Origin of the sequence: Kitasatospora sp. MAP5-34 (assembly GCF_029894335.1) — a bacterium.
GTDB lineage: Bacteria > Actinomycetota > Actinomycetes > Streptomycetales > Streptomycetaceae > Kitasatospora.
In genome coordinates this window covers 28,144-41,266 of record NZ_JARXZC010000031.1, presented here as the reverse complement: position 1 = coordinate 41,266, position 13,123 = coordinate 28,144, and the positions used below count along the sequence as shown (strand labels likewise).

Annotated in this window: 12 protein-coding genes and 1 pseudogene; 12 read left to right on the top strand and 1 reads right to left on the bottom strand. The window is 71.6% G+C overall.

Going from position 1 to position 13,123, the window contains the following annotated elements; genetic code table 11:
- Positions 1-496: 496 nt before the first annotated feature.
- From ssd to P3T29_RS23205, 7 genes and pseudogenes are all read left to right on the top strand, one after another.
- Entirely contained in the window at positions 497-1,618 is a 1,122-nt protein-coding gene (gene ssd, locus P3T29_RS23235; protein ID WP_280718523.1) for a septum site-determining protein Ssd, read from the top strand.
- Between the two features lie 236 nt (positions 1,619-1,854).
- Positions 1,855-3,069: a TadA family conjugal transfer-associated ATPase gene (locus P3T29_RS23230; RefSeq protein ID WP_280718522.1), complete on the top strand. Its 1,215-nt coding sequence runs from the start codon at positions 1,855-1,857 to the stop codon at positions 3,067-3,069.
- 94 nt (positions 3,070-3,163) lie between these two features.
- Positions 3,164-4,123, top strand: coding sequence for a type II secretion system F family protein (locus tag P3T29_RS23225; RefSeq protein WP_280718521.1), 960 nt, complete (start codon positions 3,164-3,166; stop codon positions 4,121-4,123).
- Positions 4,120-4,923 carry a type II secretion system F family protein gene (locus P3T29_RS23220; protein WP_280718520.1) on the top strand — a complete coding sequence of 268 codons (804 nt, stop codon included), beginning with the start codon at positions 4,120-4,122 and terminating at the stop codon, positions 4,921-4,923. Before P3T29_RS23225 ends, P3T29_RS23220 begins: the two co-directional genes overlap by 4 nt.
- 219 nt (positions 4,924-5,142) lie before the next feature.
- On the top strand, positions 5,143-5,334 hold the full coding sequence (locus P3T29_RS23215; protein ID WP_280718574.1) for a DUF4244 domain-containing protein: 192 nt from the start codon (positions 5,143-5,145) through the stop codon (positions 5,332-5,334).
- 55 nt (positions 5,335-5,389) lie between these two features.
- Positions 5,390-5,734 carry a TadE family type IV pilus minor pilin gene (locus P3T29_RS23210; protein ID WP_280718519.1) on the top strand — a complete coding sequence of 115 codons (345 nt, stop codon included), beginning with the start codon at positions 5,390-5,392 and terminating at the stop codon, positions 5,732-5,734.
- A pseudogene (locus P3T29_RS23205) lies at positions 5,731-6,081 on the top strand (Rv3654c family TadE-like protein); the annotation flags it as partial. The gene P3T29_RS23210 and the pseudogene P3T29_RS23205, both read left to right, overlap by 4 nt.
- Positions 6,082-6,198: 117 nt before the next feature.
- Here the strand turns inward: P3T29_RS23205 and P3T29_RS23200 are convergent.
- Positions 6,199-8,637, bottom strand: coding sequence for a DEAD/DEAH box helicase (locus P3T29_RS23200; protein ID WP_280718518.1), 2,439 nt, complete (start codon positions 8,635-8,637; stop codon positions 6,199-6,201).
- 221 nt (positions 8,638-8,858) lie between these two features.
- Between P3T29_RS23200 and bldG the strand changes: the two genes are divergently transcribed.
- The 5 genes from bldG to P3T29_RS23175 all read left to right on the top strand — a co-directional run bounded on the left by bldG (position 8,859) and on the right by P3T29_RS23175 (position 13,123).
- Positions 8,859-9,200: an anti-sigma factor antagonist BldG gene (gene bldG, locus P3T29_RS23195; RefSeq protein WP_280718517.1), complete on the top strand. Its 342-nt coding sequence runs from the start codon at positions 8,859-8,861 to the stop codon at positions 9,198-9,200.
- A gap of 336 nt (positions 9,201-9,536) precedes the next feature.
- On the top strand, positions 9,537-9,956 hold the full coding sequence (locus P3T29_RS23190) for an ATP-binding protein (protein ID WP_280718516.1): 420 nt from the start codon (positions 9,537-9,539) through the stop codon (positions 9,954-9,956).
- Between the two features lie 153 nt (positions 9,957-10,109).
- Positions 10,110-10,478, top strand: coding sequence for a cyclophilin-like fold protein (locus P3T29_RS23185; protein ID WP_280718515.1), 369 nt, complete (start codon positions 10,110-10,112; stop codon positions 10,476-10,478).
- Positions 10,479-10,724: 246 nt separating this feature from the next.
- A complete protein-coding gene (locus tag P3T29_RS23180) occupies positions 10,725-11,516 on the top strand; it encodes a hypothetical protein (protein WP_280718514.1) in 792 nt (263 codons plus the stop codon).
- A gap of 74 nt (positions 11,517-11,590) precedes the next feature.
- Positions 11,591-13,123 carry a methyltransferase gene (locus P3T29_RS23175; RefSeq protein ID WP_280718513.1) on the top strand — a complete coding sequence of 511 codons (1,533 nt, stop codon included), beginning with the start codon at positions 11,591-11,593 and terminating at the stop codon, positions 13,121-13,123.

Here is a 13,123-nt window from a genome sequence, read left to right as displayed (position 1 = left end):
CCCCCGCTCTCCCCCCCGGCGGGGGTCGTCGCACGTCCGAGGCCATTTCTCGGGCTTTTCGGGGGGTTTGAGGGACGGCTCGGAGCGATGTTCTCCTCGCTTGCCGCCCCCGATCAGGTAGTGATGGCCATGACCAGCTCGTCACTCTGAGTGATCATTCTTGCAGGGTTGACGTTCTGCTTCGAGAGGCCTTCGCGTTGATCTCCGAGCCCCTCGCACGTGCCCGTGCCGTCGTTCCGGGTGCTGTTGCGGCACTGCCGGTGGCGTCAATTCTTTGCGTAATTTCCCTCGTGTGAGTGAACAAAGTTATCCACAGCCCCGAGTTGTCCACAGGCAATCGGAAGGAGGCTGACGGATTCCGCTTCAGCCCCCACCGTGGTGACCGGGCAGCCTCCATCTCCCGTCCGGGGGAGCGCGGCTGACGCCCTACCGGCAGGCGCCGACCCGAGCGATTGGGATCGACGTCCTGGACAGCACCTCACCGGGGGAGACAGTCATGTCGACACCGATCACCGATCACCACCCTGCGGACCAGGCCGGACTGTCCGGCCCGCTCATCGTCACGCAGAACGAGGCGCTCGCCGAGCACCTCCTGCGGCTCTGCGCCGCTGCGGGCACCGACCCGCACCTGCTGTGCGGCGCCCCACCGCCCAGGGGGCTGTGGGAGAGCGCCCCTCTCGTGCTGGTCGGCGACGACCTCGCCGAACGCTGTGCTGGGCTGACCCGCCGAGCCGGAGTCCTGTTGCTCGGGCTCGACCTCGACGACTGCGAGGTCTGGGTGAGAGCCGTCCAGCTCGGCGCCGAGCACGTACTCTTTCTGCCGGACGCCCAGGCCTGGCTGCTGGACCGGATCGCGGACGCGGCCGAGGGAGTGGGCCCGCCCGCGTTGACCGTCGCCGTGCTCGGCGGTCGCGGCGGCGCCGGGGCATCGACACTGGCGTGCGCCCTCGCGATCACGGCGGCGCGCTCGGGTCATCGGACCATGCTCATCGACGCCGACCCGCTGGGCGGAGGCCTTGACATCCTGCTCGGCGGTGAGAGCGCCGGAGGCCTGCGCTGGCCCGATCTGGCAGGCTCCCGAGGCAGGGTCAGCGGCGCCGAACTCGCCAAGGCGCTGCCTGAGCTGCACCATCTGACAGCCCTCTCCTGGGATCGCGGTGACACTCTCGCGGTGCCACCCGAAGCGATGCGGAGCGTGCTGGCGGCCGCTCGCCGACGTGGTGGCCTCGTAGTGCTCGATCTGCCCCGGCACCTTGACCCGGCTGCCGGGCAGGCACTCGAACAGGCAGACACCGGGCTGCTGGTGGTGCCGGCCGAGCTCCGGGCGATGGCCGCCGCCGACCGGGTCGCGGCGGCCGCCCGGATGAGGCTGTCGGACCTGCGGGCGGTGGTCCGGGTGCCGGGCCCGGCGGGTCTGGCGGGCCCGGAGATCGCCAGGGGCCTCGGCCTTCGGCTGGCCGGAGAGCTTCCCATCGAGCCCGGTCTCGCGCTCGATGTGGAACGCGGATCACCTCCTGGAATCCGCGCGAGGGGGCCGCTCGCACGTTTCTGCAGCGGCTTCCTGGACGAGGCGATGCCGCCCGCGTCGACGGCGACGGCGGACGGAGGTGTGCTGTGACGGATCGTCTCCGCGGCCCGGGACGGGCGGACGGGACCAGCGGCACGACCGGTCCGCACCGCCGTCGTCCGAGCTCACGCTCGCGATCGCTTTCAGGGGCCGCCGAACACCCGCCTCACGGAAAGCCTGGCCCCGAGCGCACCTCGGCCGGACCGGCGGAAGCGGGGGACGCGAGGTCGGCCGGGGCTGCGACGGGTGGTGCTGCGGCCGGTGCCGCGCCGCCAGGCGGCGCGGCCATGGGCGGCACCGTACGTGGTCGTGCCGAAGAGCGTGCGGCCGCGCTGATCGACGCGGTACGGCTGCGGCTGGTGGAGGCAGGCGCCCCGCCGACGAGTGGCTCCGTGGCGGCCGCACTCCGGGCTGCCAGGCCCCCGCTCGGGGGCGGTGACGCCCTCGACGCCGTACGAGTGCTCCGCTCCGAACTGGTCGGGGCCGGGCCGCTCGACCAGCTGCTGGGCGAGCCCGATGTCACGGACGTTCTGGTGAACGGGCCTGAGGAGGTGTGGGTGGACCGGGGTGCCGGTCTCGAACGGGCGGTCGGCATCCGCTTTGTTGATGCCGACGCCGTGCGGCACCTGGCCCACCGCCTCGCCACGACCGCAGGTCGACGGCTCGACGACGCCCGGCCGTGGGTCGATGCCAGGCTCCCCGACGGTACTCGGCTGCACGCGGTCCTCCCGCCGATCGCCGCCGATTGCACCCATATCTCCCTGCGGATCTGCCGGTCCCGTCCCTTCACCCTGGACGAGTTGGTAGTGAGCGGATCGCTTCCGGCCGCAGGAGCCGAACTGCTCTCGGACCTCCTCCGGGCGCGGCTGTCGCTGCTGATCAGTGGTGGTACGGGCACCGGAAAGACCACGTTGCTCGCCGCGATTCTCGGACTGGTCGGACCGGGCGAGCGGATCGTCCTGGCCGAGGACTCGGCCGAACTCCGGCCCGACCATCCGCACGTGGTCCGCCTGCAGAGCCGCCCGCCGAATCAGGAGGGGCTCGGCGAGCTCACCCTGAGAGATCTGGTGCGGCAGGCGCTCCGGATGCGTCCCGACCGGCTGGTGGTGGGCGAGGTGCGTGGGGCGGAGGCAGTCGATCTGCTGTCCGCGCTGAACACGGGCCATGAGGGCGGCTGTGGGACGGTCCACGCCAACACCGCAGCCGATGTCCCGGCGCGACTTGAGGCCCTCGGATCGCTCGCCGGACTGGACCGGCTGTCGTTGCACAGCCAGCTCCGCGCGGCCCTGGAGGTGATCGTCCACCTGGTCCGGGAGCCCGGGACGGGCCTGCGCAGGGTGGCGGAGGTCCACGTGCTCGGCGGCAACGACCGGGGCCTCGCAGTGACCACCCCCGCGATGACTTTCACCGCACGCGGAGGCTGTGAACCCGGCCCCGGCTGGGACCGCTTGCGGCATCGCTGTGCCGTCCGAGGGGTGGCGCTGCCGAGGAGCCTGCGGTGACGGTGCGACAGGTCGAATTGCTCTGGGCGCTGGCGCTCTGCGGGGCGGCCGTGGCTGCCTGGCGCTTGCTCCAATCGGCGGTGAAGGGGCTGTGATGACGAACATTCGAATGCTCTGGGCGGCAGCGGCCAGTGGTGCTCTCGGCGGGCTCTGGATGGGGCTCAGGCGGCGCTCACGGCTCGCGGAGCGAGCCCGGAAGCTGCTCGGCGGGGACTCCTCGGCGGCCGGTGCCGGGCTGAGGCGCCAACTGGCGCGGTTGGCGGGACTGCGGGCCGGCCAGCCGACTTGGCTGGTGCCGGAACTGCTGCTCGTGCCGGTAGGGATCTTCGTTGCCCAGGCCATGCGGTCACCGGCCCCACTGATCGGGGCGGTCGCGGGTGTGGTGCCGCTGCGGCGGTGGAGGCGACATCGAGGGTTGGTGAAAGAGGCGCGGCACCGGGCCTCGGCGGTGATCGAGCTCTGCGAGGGACTGGCAGCGGAATTGCGGAGCGGGGCGACGCCGGAACAGGCACTGCACACCGTGACGGTCCGACCGGGTGGATCGCTCCGCAGTGGACTGGGCCTCGAACCGGTGGCGCGCTTGGCGGCTGGACGGTACGGGGGTGACATCCCCGCAGCGCTCCGCTCCTTGGCCGATCTGCCGGGTGGGCGAGGGGCTGCTGCGGTCGCCGCCTGCTGGCACGTCACGGTCGAGAGTGGTGGCGGGCTCGCGGGTGGGCTGGATCAGGTCGCCGACGCGCTGCGGGCCGAACGCGCGCTGTCCGAGGAGATCGCGGGCGAACTGACCGCCCCGCGAACGACGATCGCCGTGCTTGCCGCCCTGCCGGTCGTCGGGTTGCTGCTCGGCGCCGCGCTCGGGGCAAACCCCGCGCAGGTCCTGCTGCACACCCCTGCCGGGATGGGGTGTCTGACAGTCGGTGCGCTGCTGGAGGCGGCCGGGCTGGTCTGGACGGCTCGGATCATCCGGTCTGCGGCGGAACCTCCGAGTGACGGCGCCACGGCCGAGTGCGGCCTCTCCCGGATCCGGCCGGATGGGGCGGGGGTGTCTCGATGACCAGGCTGCTCCTACTCCTGCTGCTGTTCCTCCTTCCGGTTGTGCTGACGGGGTTGGCCTCAGGACTGCGCCGAGTTCGCCGGCGGCGGACAGCCCGGCGACGGATTGAGCGGGGTCGCCCAACCGGTGATCTCGTCAGGTCGAGAGCCTGGAGGCCCGGGTTCGGAAGTGGGCGCGTGGGCCGGTGGGCGAGGTCCGAGTGGCTGGTCCCCGTGCTGGCCGGACTCGGGACGGTAGCGGTGATTGGCGGCCCGGCAGGGGTGGTGACCGGAGTCCTGCTGGGTACAGCCGCCCGACGTTGGCTGCCCCGGGCGAGATCGCCGGACACTTGTCGGGCCGCGCTCGAGCATGAGCGGCTCACCCGCCAACTGCCGCTGACGGCAGAACTCCTGGCCGCCTGTCTCGGGTCGTCCTCCTCCCCGGCCGCAGCGGCTGCGGCGGTGGCCGGGAGCGTCGGCTCACCGATGAGTGGGCGGCTTGCCGCCGTGGCGGCCGAGCTGTCGTTGGGTGCGCCTCCGGAGCGGTGCTGGGAGCGCCTCGGCGCCGATTCCCCCGCGCTCGCTCCGCTGGCCCGGTGCCTCGTCCGTACGAGCGTCAGCGGAGCCCCGCCGACGGCACCCTTGACCGGGCTGGCGCACGCGCACCGGGCCGCCGCGAGCCGAGCGGCCCACGCGCGGGTCCGCAGGGCGGGAGTGCTCGCCACCGCACCGCTCGGGGTGTGCTTTCTACCCGCCTTCATTCTCATCGGAGTTGTGCCGGTGGTGATGGGGCTGACGGCCCTGTTCGCCCGGCGCGTCTGACTCCCGTTGATCCTGTTTCTCCGCCTACCGCATGCGAACACCCGAGATGTCCAACGGCTGTATCCGATCCTGCCGAGGGAGAACACCATGACCGCCACGACCGCCGTCACCACGACCGCCACGACGGCCACGACCGTCACCACTGCCTCCGTCGTTGCTCCGGCCGCTCCTGTCGCAGCGAACGACCGACGCCCCGTCCTTGCCCTCTGTGGGCGGCGAATGAGCCGACTGCGGGTCAGGCTGGCTGAGCTGAAAGGGAATCGGAGTGATGCGGGAATGGCCACCGCCGAGTACGCCATCGGGACGGTGGCTGCCTGCGCCTTCGCCGCGATCCTCTACAAGGTGGTGACCAGTGGCACCGTCTCGGGTGTGTTGGCCGAACTCCTCGACCGTGCTCTCCATGCGGTCTGAGGGCGACCGCCGGTGCCGTAGGAGTCCACGTCGCTCCATCAGCGATGGTGGCTTCGTGACGGCCGAGACCGCCGTGGCGCTGCCGGCGCTGGTGCTTCTCTCCGCGATGCTGATCTGGGGCGTGGTTACGGCGTCCATGCAGATCCGCTGTGTGGACGCGGCCCGGGTCGGGGCCCGGGCCGCCGCGCGAGGCGACGTCGATGCGATTGTGCTGGCGCAGCAGGCGGCTCCAGCGGGGGCGGTGGTCCAGGTCTCGCAGGACGGCGACACGGTGCGGGTGATGGTGGAGGCCGTCTGTCGGGGCCCCGGGCGGCTCGGTGCTGCGCTGTCCGTACGGCTCAGCGCAGCGGCCGTGGCGGAGCGCGAGGACGCTGTCGGCGCGACCGGAGGTGGTTCATGATGGCCGCCACGAGCGGACGGGAGTGGCGTGTGATGGCGGTTCCGACGCGGCGCCGAGCCGGGACGCCGCCTCCCGACGAGGGATCCGCGACGCTCTGGCTGGTCTCGCTGGCCATGCTCGGGTGCGTGGCCTTCGCGGTCAGCCTGGCGGTCGGATCGGTAGTGGTGGCCCGCCACCGGGCCGAGTCGGCCGCCGATCTCGCAGCCCTCGCCGCCGCCGACCACCTGCTGCTCGATCCGGACGGCGGGTGCGGTCGGGCAGCGGGCATCGCGGACAAGCACCGGGCCTCGCTCGTCTCGTGCTCGGTCGACGAGAGTGCGGATTGGGTGGAGGTGGTCGTCGAGGTACCGATCGAGGGCCTCCCCGTCCCGGTGGGCCCGGCCCGCGCGAGGTCGCGGGCCGGGCCGGTATGGACCTGGGGTACGGACGGCCCGGTGGCCGATCCCGGGGACCCCGCACCGGTCTCACTCGTCGAAGGCCGCACTGCGGTTCTCGCCACCCAGGCTCTCGCCACCCGGACTCTCGCTTCCCGAAGCGCGGCTCCGGGCCTGGCCCGGTGCCTGGCCCGGTGCCTGGTCCGGGGCCCGGCTCGGAGCGCCCGCCAGCAGAGCGTCCAACAGCCGTACCGCAGCGGCCTTGTCCAGCGGGTTGTTCCCGTTCCCGCACTTGGGCGACTGGACACAGGACGGACACCCGAGTCGGCACTCGCACGCCGCGATGGCGTCCCGGGTCGCCGTCAGCCACTGCTCCGCACGCTGGAAACCTCGCTCGGCGAAGCCGGCGCCGCCCGAGTGGCCGTCGTACACGAAGACCGTCGGCAGCTGGGTGTCGGGGTGCAGCGGTACCGATACCCCACCGATGTCCCAGCGGTCGCAGGTGGCGAAGAGCGGCAGCAGCCCGATGGACGCATGCTCCGCCGCGTGCGCGGCGCCCGGCAGCTGGTCGAACGGGATCTGCGCGTCGAGCAGCTGGTCCTCGGTGACGGACCACCAGACAGCCCGGGTGCGCAGCGTCCGCGGCGGCAGGTCGAGCTTGGACTCGCCCATGATCTCGCCCGTCGAGATCCGCTTCCGCAGGTAGCCGACCACCTGGTTGGTCACCTCCACCGAGCCGAAGCTCAACCGGGCCTCACCCCACGCGACGGAGGAGTCCGTGGCGAGCACCGAGATGGAGGTGATGTCCCGGGCGGAGGTGCTGTACGGCGGCTCCGCTCGCTCGACCACCGCGACCGAGGTCTCCAGGTCCAGGTCCTGGACGAGGTAGGTGCGGCCCTGGTGGAGGTGGACCGCGCCGGTGTGGACGGTGGTGTGTGCGGCGGCGGCATCGACGGTGCCGAGCAGCCGTCCGGTGCTGCCTTCGACGATCTGGACCGGGTTGCCCCCGCCACCCCGCAGGTCCACCGCGTCGGCGGCGCGCTCACGCCGGGTCCAGTACCAGGAGCCGTCGCTCCGCTGCCGCAGCAGCCCGCGCCGTTCCAGGACGGGGAGCAGTTGCGCGGTGGAGGGCCCGAAGAGGGCCAGGTCGCTCTCGGTGAGCGGGAGTTCGGCGGCGGCCGCGCACAGGTGCGGGGCCAGGACGTGCGGGTTGTCGGGGTCGAGCACGGTGGCCTCGACGGGGGTCGCGAAGAGGGCCTCCGGGTGGTGCACCAGGTAGGTGTCCAGCGGGTCGTCCCTGGCGATCAGGACGGCCAGCGCACCCTGGGCCTCCCGTCCGGCCCGGCCTGCCTGCTGCCACAGGGACGCGCGGGTACCGGGGTAACCGGCCATCAGTACGGCGTCCAGCCCCGACACGTCGACACCGAGTTCCAGAGCGGAGGTGGAGGCGAGCCCGAGCAGCTTCCCGGAGTGCAGATCACGCTCGATCGACCGGCGTTCCTCAGCGAGGTAGCCACCCCGGTAAGCGGCGACCCGGGTGGAGAGGGGGGAGCCCAGCTGGTCCTGAGCCTGCAACGCCACGAGTTCGGCGGCCCGCCGGGAGCGTACGAAGACGACGGTCCGGGTGCCCTTCTCGACCAGTTCGGTGAGCAGGTAGCCGGCTTCCGCCGTCGCGGTTCGGCGGACGGGCGCTCCGTGCTCACCGGTGTTCTCGGTGAGTGGCGGCTCCCAGAGGGCGAAGACCAGCGGGCCGCGCGGCGAGGCGTCCTCCGTCACGGCCACCGCCGACAACCCGGTGAGCCGCTGGGCGGTGGCGGCCGGGTCGGCGGTGGTGGCGGAGGCGAGCAGGAAGGTCGGTGCCGAGCCGTACCGGGCGCAGAGTCGCCGCAGTCGCCGCAGCACCTGTGCGACGTGCGAGCCGAAAACGCCGCGGTAGCTGTGGCACTCGTCGATGACGACGTACTTGAGCGCCTTGAGGAAGGAGGCCCAGCGCGGGTGGGCGGGCAGGATGCCCCGGTGCAGCATGTCCGGGTTGGTGAGCACGTAGGAGGCGTACTGGCGGACCCACTCGCGCTCCTCGAACGGGGTGTCTCCGTCGTAGAGGGCGGCCCGGACCCTGTCCGGTACGAGTTCGGCGGCCCGGCGGCGCTGGTCGGCGGCCAGGGCCTTGGTCGGAGCGAGGTAGAGCGCGGTCGCGCCCCGCCCGTTGGGGGCCTCGGTGCCGTCCAGCAGATCGCTGAGTACCGGGGCGAGGTAGCCCAGCGACTTGCCCGAGGCGGTACCTGTGGCAATCACCATGGTTTGACCGAGTTTGGCCAATCTCATGGCTTCGGCCTGGTGCGCCCATGGCAATTCGGCTCCCAGGGCCTGCGCGGCGGTGACGATCTCCGGTCGGATCCCGTCCGGCCAGGGGGCGTACCGGGCCTGGCGGGCCGGAAGATGCTCCGAATGAGTGAGCCGGTCGGAGCGGCCCCGGCCGGCTGAGAGCGCGGCGAGCAGGGCCTCGGGCGGGTGATGGCGGGGCGGCATGGGGACCCAGTGTGTCACCGGAGTGGCGGGGAATCGCCCCAAGCCATCGTGCGGGCATGGTCGCAGGTGGTTGAATGAAGCCGTGACGGCCGCATGGCCGAGGGTCGCAACGTCGAGGCTCACCACGCAGCGGTGCGCCCACGCGCGGCCTGCGACCCAGCGGTGACGGCCATCCGGCCGAAGATCGCAATGACGTAGCAAGGCAAGGTGCTGGAGGTTCCGTGGACCTGTCCCTGTCGACTCACACTATCGGTGACCGTACGGTCGTCGAGGTTGGCGGCGAGATCGATGTGTACACCGCCCCCAAGCTGCGCGAGCAGTTGGTCGAGCTCGTCAACGACGGTAGCTACCACCTGATCGTCGACATGGAGGGCGTGGACTTCCTGGACTCGACGGGTCTTGGCGTTCTGGTGGGCGGGCTCAAGCGAGTCCGTGCGCATGAGGGTTCGCTCCGTCTGGTGTGCAACCAGGAGCGGATTCTGAAGATCTTCCGGATCACGGGCCTGACCAAGGTCTTCCCGATCCACACCTCGGTGGCGGACGCCGTCGCGGCGACCGACTGAGACCGGTCGACACCCCCGACCGAGACCGTCCGGTCCGGTCCGGACCTGATCCGGGCCGGCCGTTCGAGGGCGGCTGTTCGAGAGCGTCGAGACGTACCGGGGCCGGGCGACCGGTCCCGGACGTCCGGGCGCGCAGAAGCAGCTCGCAGGCAGATCTCGGTCACCGATTTTCTGCACCACCGTTTCTGCACCACCGTTTTCAGTATGCCGATTTCAGTACGCCGACTTCGGTTCACCGACGAGGCCGCCCGGCCCCGTCGGCCTGTGAAGGTACGGCATCGCCCCAGCGTCTGCGTTAGCCCGCGAGGTATGGGGAGCTACCCCGGAGGGGGAGACATGGCAACCGTCGAACTTCGATTCAGCGCGCTTCCGGAGCATGTCCGGACGGCGCGACTGGTAGCCGCGGCGGTGGCGCGCCGCGCCGGGGTCGATGAGTCGGTGCTCGACGAGGTACGGCTCGCGGTCGGTGAGGCGTGCTCGCGGGCGGTGAGCCTGCATCAGCGCGTCGGGGTGGAGGGTGCGGTACGAGTCGCTCTGACCGATCAGGAGAAGCGTTTCCTCATCGAGGTGGAGGACGAGGCCGGGCCGATCGGTCTGCCCGTCGCCGGCCAGGGTGACGACGACGAGGCCGATGAGGACGCACTCGGCCTTGCGGTGATCACCGGATTGGTCGAGGACGTGGAGGTCACCAGCGGTGCGGAGGGTGGTCTGATCCGGATGAGCTGGCCGGTCTCGACGGAGTCCGTGGCGGTCTGAGTCGGCCGTCAGCCGGGCGTCAGCCAGGCACGCGCCCGGCATCGGGGGTCCTCAGCCAGGCATTGGCCGGCCCTCAGCTGGTTGACAAAATGTTGAATATGGCGGTTCTCTGCTCTCGGGCGCGATCGGTTCGGTTCGAGAGAGGGAGATCCCATGCGGATACGCATCCTGTGGCCGGCCGGGCAGGCGACTGCCACCCTTCGGGAGACGCCCACCGCCGATGCGCTCTGGGGAGTGTTGCCGATCGAGTCGGCGGCCGGCACCTGGGGCGATGAGGTCTACTTCGAGACCCCGGTCAGTGTGGAGCGCGAGGACGACGCCCAGCAGGTCGTGGAGCCGGGCACGGTGGCGTTCTGGACCGACGGGGACAGCCTGGCCCTCCCGTTCGGTCCCACGCCGATCTCGCGCGGGGACGAGTGCCGCCTGGCCAGCCCCTGCAACATCCTGGGCACGCTGGACGGCGACGCCCAGGTGTTGCGCACGGTCCGCAGCGGTGACCCGGTCAGGGTCGAGCGGGCCTGACCCGAGCGGGCCGACGGGACGGACGAGTACCGGTGGACAGGAACCGGCCGCCGAGTACCGGGTGCCGTACGGCGGCAGCGCCCGGGCTCGGCCGTGTAGGTTCGCAGGTCGATGAGCCAAATCGGTCGGCCGGACCGGCGAGCGAGATCGGCGAGCGAGATCGGTGGACGAAACCGGTCTGCGTGCCCGATCCGCGAGCCCGGTCCACGGCCCGCACCCGATGGCCGAACTCGACGATCGAACCTGATGACCGAACCTGATGACCGAAACCGAAAGGCCTCGCCGGTGAAGATGCGACTGCTGACCGTACCCGCGCTGGGCGCGCTGCTGGCATTCGGCACTGTGGCGTGCAGCAGCGGCAGCGACAACACGGCACAGCTGAACAACTGGGCGAAGAGCATCTGCGACGCGGCCCAGGACCCGGTCGCGCAGTCCCGGACGGCACTCGCCGACACCGGGACCGTCAAGCAGGGTGAAGCGCCGGCCGATCTGCAGAAGCGGCTCGCGACCGATCTGGGCGTGCTGGCGAAGACCGATCAGCAGCTGGCCGACGCGATAGACAAGGTCGGCGCGCCGAAGGTGGACCAGGGCGCGAAGCTGCAGCAGGACGCGGTGACCGAGCTCAAGCAGACGGCACAGGGGTATCTGGACGTCCAGAAGAAGCTGGCCGCGCTGCCCAGCAACGATCAGGCCAACTTCGCGGACGGGCTGCGGAGCGTCGGTGACCAGGTTCAGCGGTTGGCTCAGCAGTCGACGGACACCCTGAGCAAGCTCCAGAGCGGCGGCCTCGCGACGGCGATGGCGAAGCAGCCCGGCTGCAAGTCCAGCGGAACGGTCGGTCTCAGCAGCTCGGCGTCGGCGTCTTCACCGGCGTCTTCACCGACCTCCGCGCCGACGTCCGCCCCCACACCCGGCGCGAACTCCGCCTCCGCTCCCCCTGCGAGCCCCGCGAGCCCTGCGGCGCCATCGTCCGCCCCCGCATCGTCACCGTCACAGCCGCCGACGCAGCCACAGTCGCCGTCGCCGTCCCAGAGCTGACCGCAGGTGGACCGGACCGGGCGGCAGCGGGTGGGAGGGAGCAGGACGGGGTCGGCGCGCGAGACAATGGGCCGGTGACCAGTAGCCCTGTTCTTGACCCCGCCCGCCTCGCGAAGTTCCGCGAGGCGCTGCTCGCCGCCTCCTTCACCGCCGACGGCTGCCTCGACCTGCTCGGGTCCACCGCCTACGCGGCGTTGGCCCGGAGCGAGACGGTGCCCGCGCTCCGCGCCACCCGTGGTGGGACTCCACTGGAGACGCTGGTGCGGCTGTTCCTGCTGCAGCAGCCGGTCCGGTACGCCGCCGCTGCGTCGGCTCTGCCGGCCGACGACTGCTTGGCGGACGGCTGGCTCACCAGGGACGGCGACGACGTACGGGCGACCGTGGACGTGCGGCCGTACGCCAACGAGGTCGCGGCCCTGCCAAGTGCGGATGCGTGGGTGGTGTCCGACCTGGGGTGTGCCGTCGGCGGTGCCGGTGGCATCGGTTCGGGTGAGACGGCTCAGGGGGTGGCCCGGAAGGATCTGGTGCTGGGCGTGGGCGGCGCGTCCACCACGTTGGCGGGTCTCACCGTGCGGCGGCCGGTCCGGGCGGCGCTCGACCTCGGTTCGGGCTCCGGCGTGCAGGCGTTGCACGCCGCGCGCCACGCGCAGCGGGTCACCGCGACCGACCTCAACCCGCGAGCCCTGCACTTCACCCGGCTGACGCTCTCGCTCTCCGGTTTCGAGAACACCGAGGTCGCCGAGGGCAGTCTCTTCGAGCCGGTGGCCGACCGGAAGTTCGACCTGATCGTCTCGAACCCGCCGTTCGTGATCTCGCCCGGCAGCCGTTTCGTCTACCGCGACGGCGGTATGGCCGGTGACGACCTGTCACGCAGCCTGGTCCGGGGTGCGGCCGCGCACCTGGAGCCCGGTGGCTACTGCCAGTTGCTGGCGAACTGGCAGCACGTCAAGGGCGAGGACTGGCAGGACCGCTTGGCCGGCTGGGTCGCGGGCACCGGGCTGGACGCCTGGGTGGTGCAGCGCGATGTCCAGGATGTGGCGCAGTACGTCGAGTTGTGGCTGCGTGACGGTGGTGACCACCGTGGCCCGGGCAGCGACTACCAGGCTCGTTACAACGACTGGCTGGACGCCTTCGAGGCAGCGCAGGTCGAGGGGATCGGCTTCGGCTGGATCACCCTGCGGGCGGGCGGTGCGGCCCAGCCGACCGTACGGGTCGAGGAGTGGCCGCACTCGGTCGAGCAGCCGCTCGGCTCGCACATCGAGAGCTGGTTCGAGCGGCAGGACTTCCTGCGGACGCACGACGACGCCGCGCTGCTGGCCACCCGTTACGTGCTCGCCGACGAGGTGGTGCAGGAGCAGATCGGCGCGCCGGGGGCGGAGGACCCGGAGCATGTGATCCTCCGTCACAACCGGGGTATGCGGCGCGCCACCAAGGTGGACACCGTGGGCGCGGGTTTCGTCGGGGTGTGCGACGGGACGCTCGCGGCCGGTGAGATCGTCGACGCGATCGCCCAACTGCTCGGCGAGGACCGCGTGGTGCTGCGCGACCGGGTGCCGGAGTCGCTGCGGATGCTCACCGAGCAGGGATTCGTGACCCCGGTGGTGTGA

Excerpts from the sequence above, each read along its gene's own strand:
- P3T29_RS23225 (WP_280718521.1), top strand. The coding sequence starts at position 3,164 with ATGACGAACATTCGAATGCTCTGGGCGGCAGCGGCCAGTGGTGCTCTC.
- P3T29_RS23185 (WP_280718515.1), top strand. The coding sequence starts at position 10,110 with ATGCGGATACGCATCCTGTGGCCGGCCGGGCAGGCGACTGCCACCCTT.
- P3T29_RS23230 (WP_280718522.1), top strand. The coding sequence starts at position 1,855 with ATGGGCGGCACCGTACGTGGTCGTGCCGAAGAGCGTGCGGCCGCGCTG.
- P3T29_RS23215 (WP_280718574.1), top strand. The coding sequence starts at position 5,143 with ATGAGCCGACTGCGGGTCAGGCTGGCTGAGCTGAAAGGGAATCGGAGT.
- ssd (WP_280718523.1), top strand. The coding sequence starts at position 497 with ATGTCGACACCGATCACCGATCACCACCCTGCGGACCAGGCCGGACTG.
- P3T29_RS23220 (WP_280718520.1), top strand. The coding sequence starts at position 4,120 with ATGACCAGGCTGCTCCTACTCCTGCTGCTGTTCCTCCTTCCGGTTGTG.
- P3T29_RS23190 (WP_280718516.1), top strand. The coding sequence starts at position 9,537 with ATGGCAACCGTCGAACTTCGATTCAGCGCGCTTCCGGAGCATGTCCGG.
- P3T29_RS23180 (WP_280718514.1), top strand. The coding sequence starts at position 10,725 with ATGACCGAACCTGATGACCGAAACCGAAAGGCCTCGCCGGTGAAGATG.
- P3T29_RS23200 (WP_280718518.1), bottom strand. The coding sequence starts at position 8,637 with ATGCCGCCCCGCCATCACCCGCCCGAGGCCCTGCTCGCCGCGCTCTCA.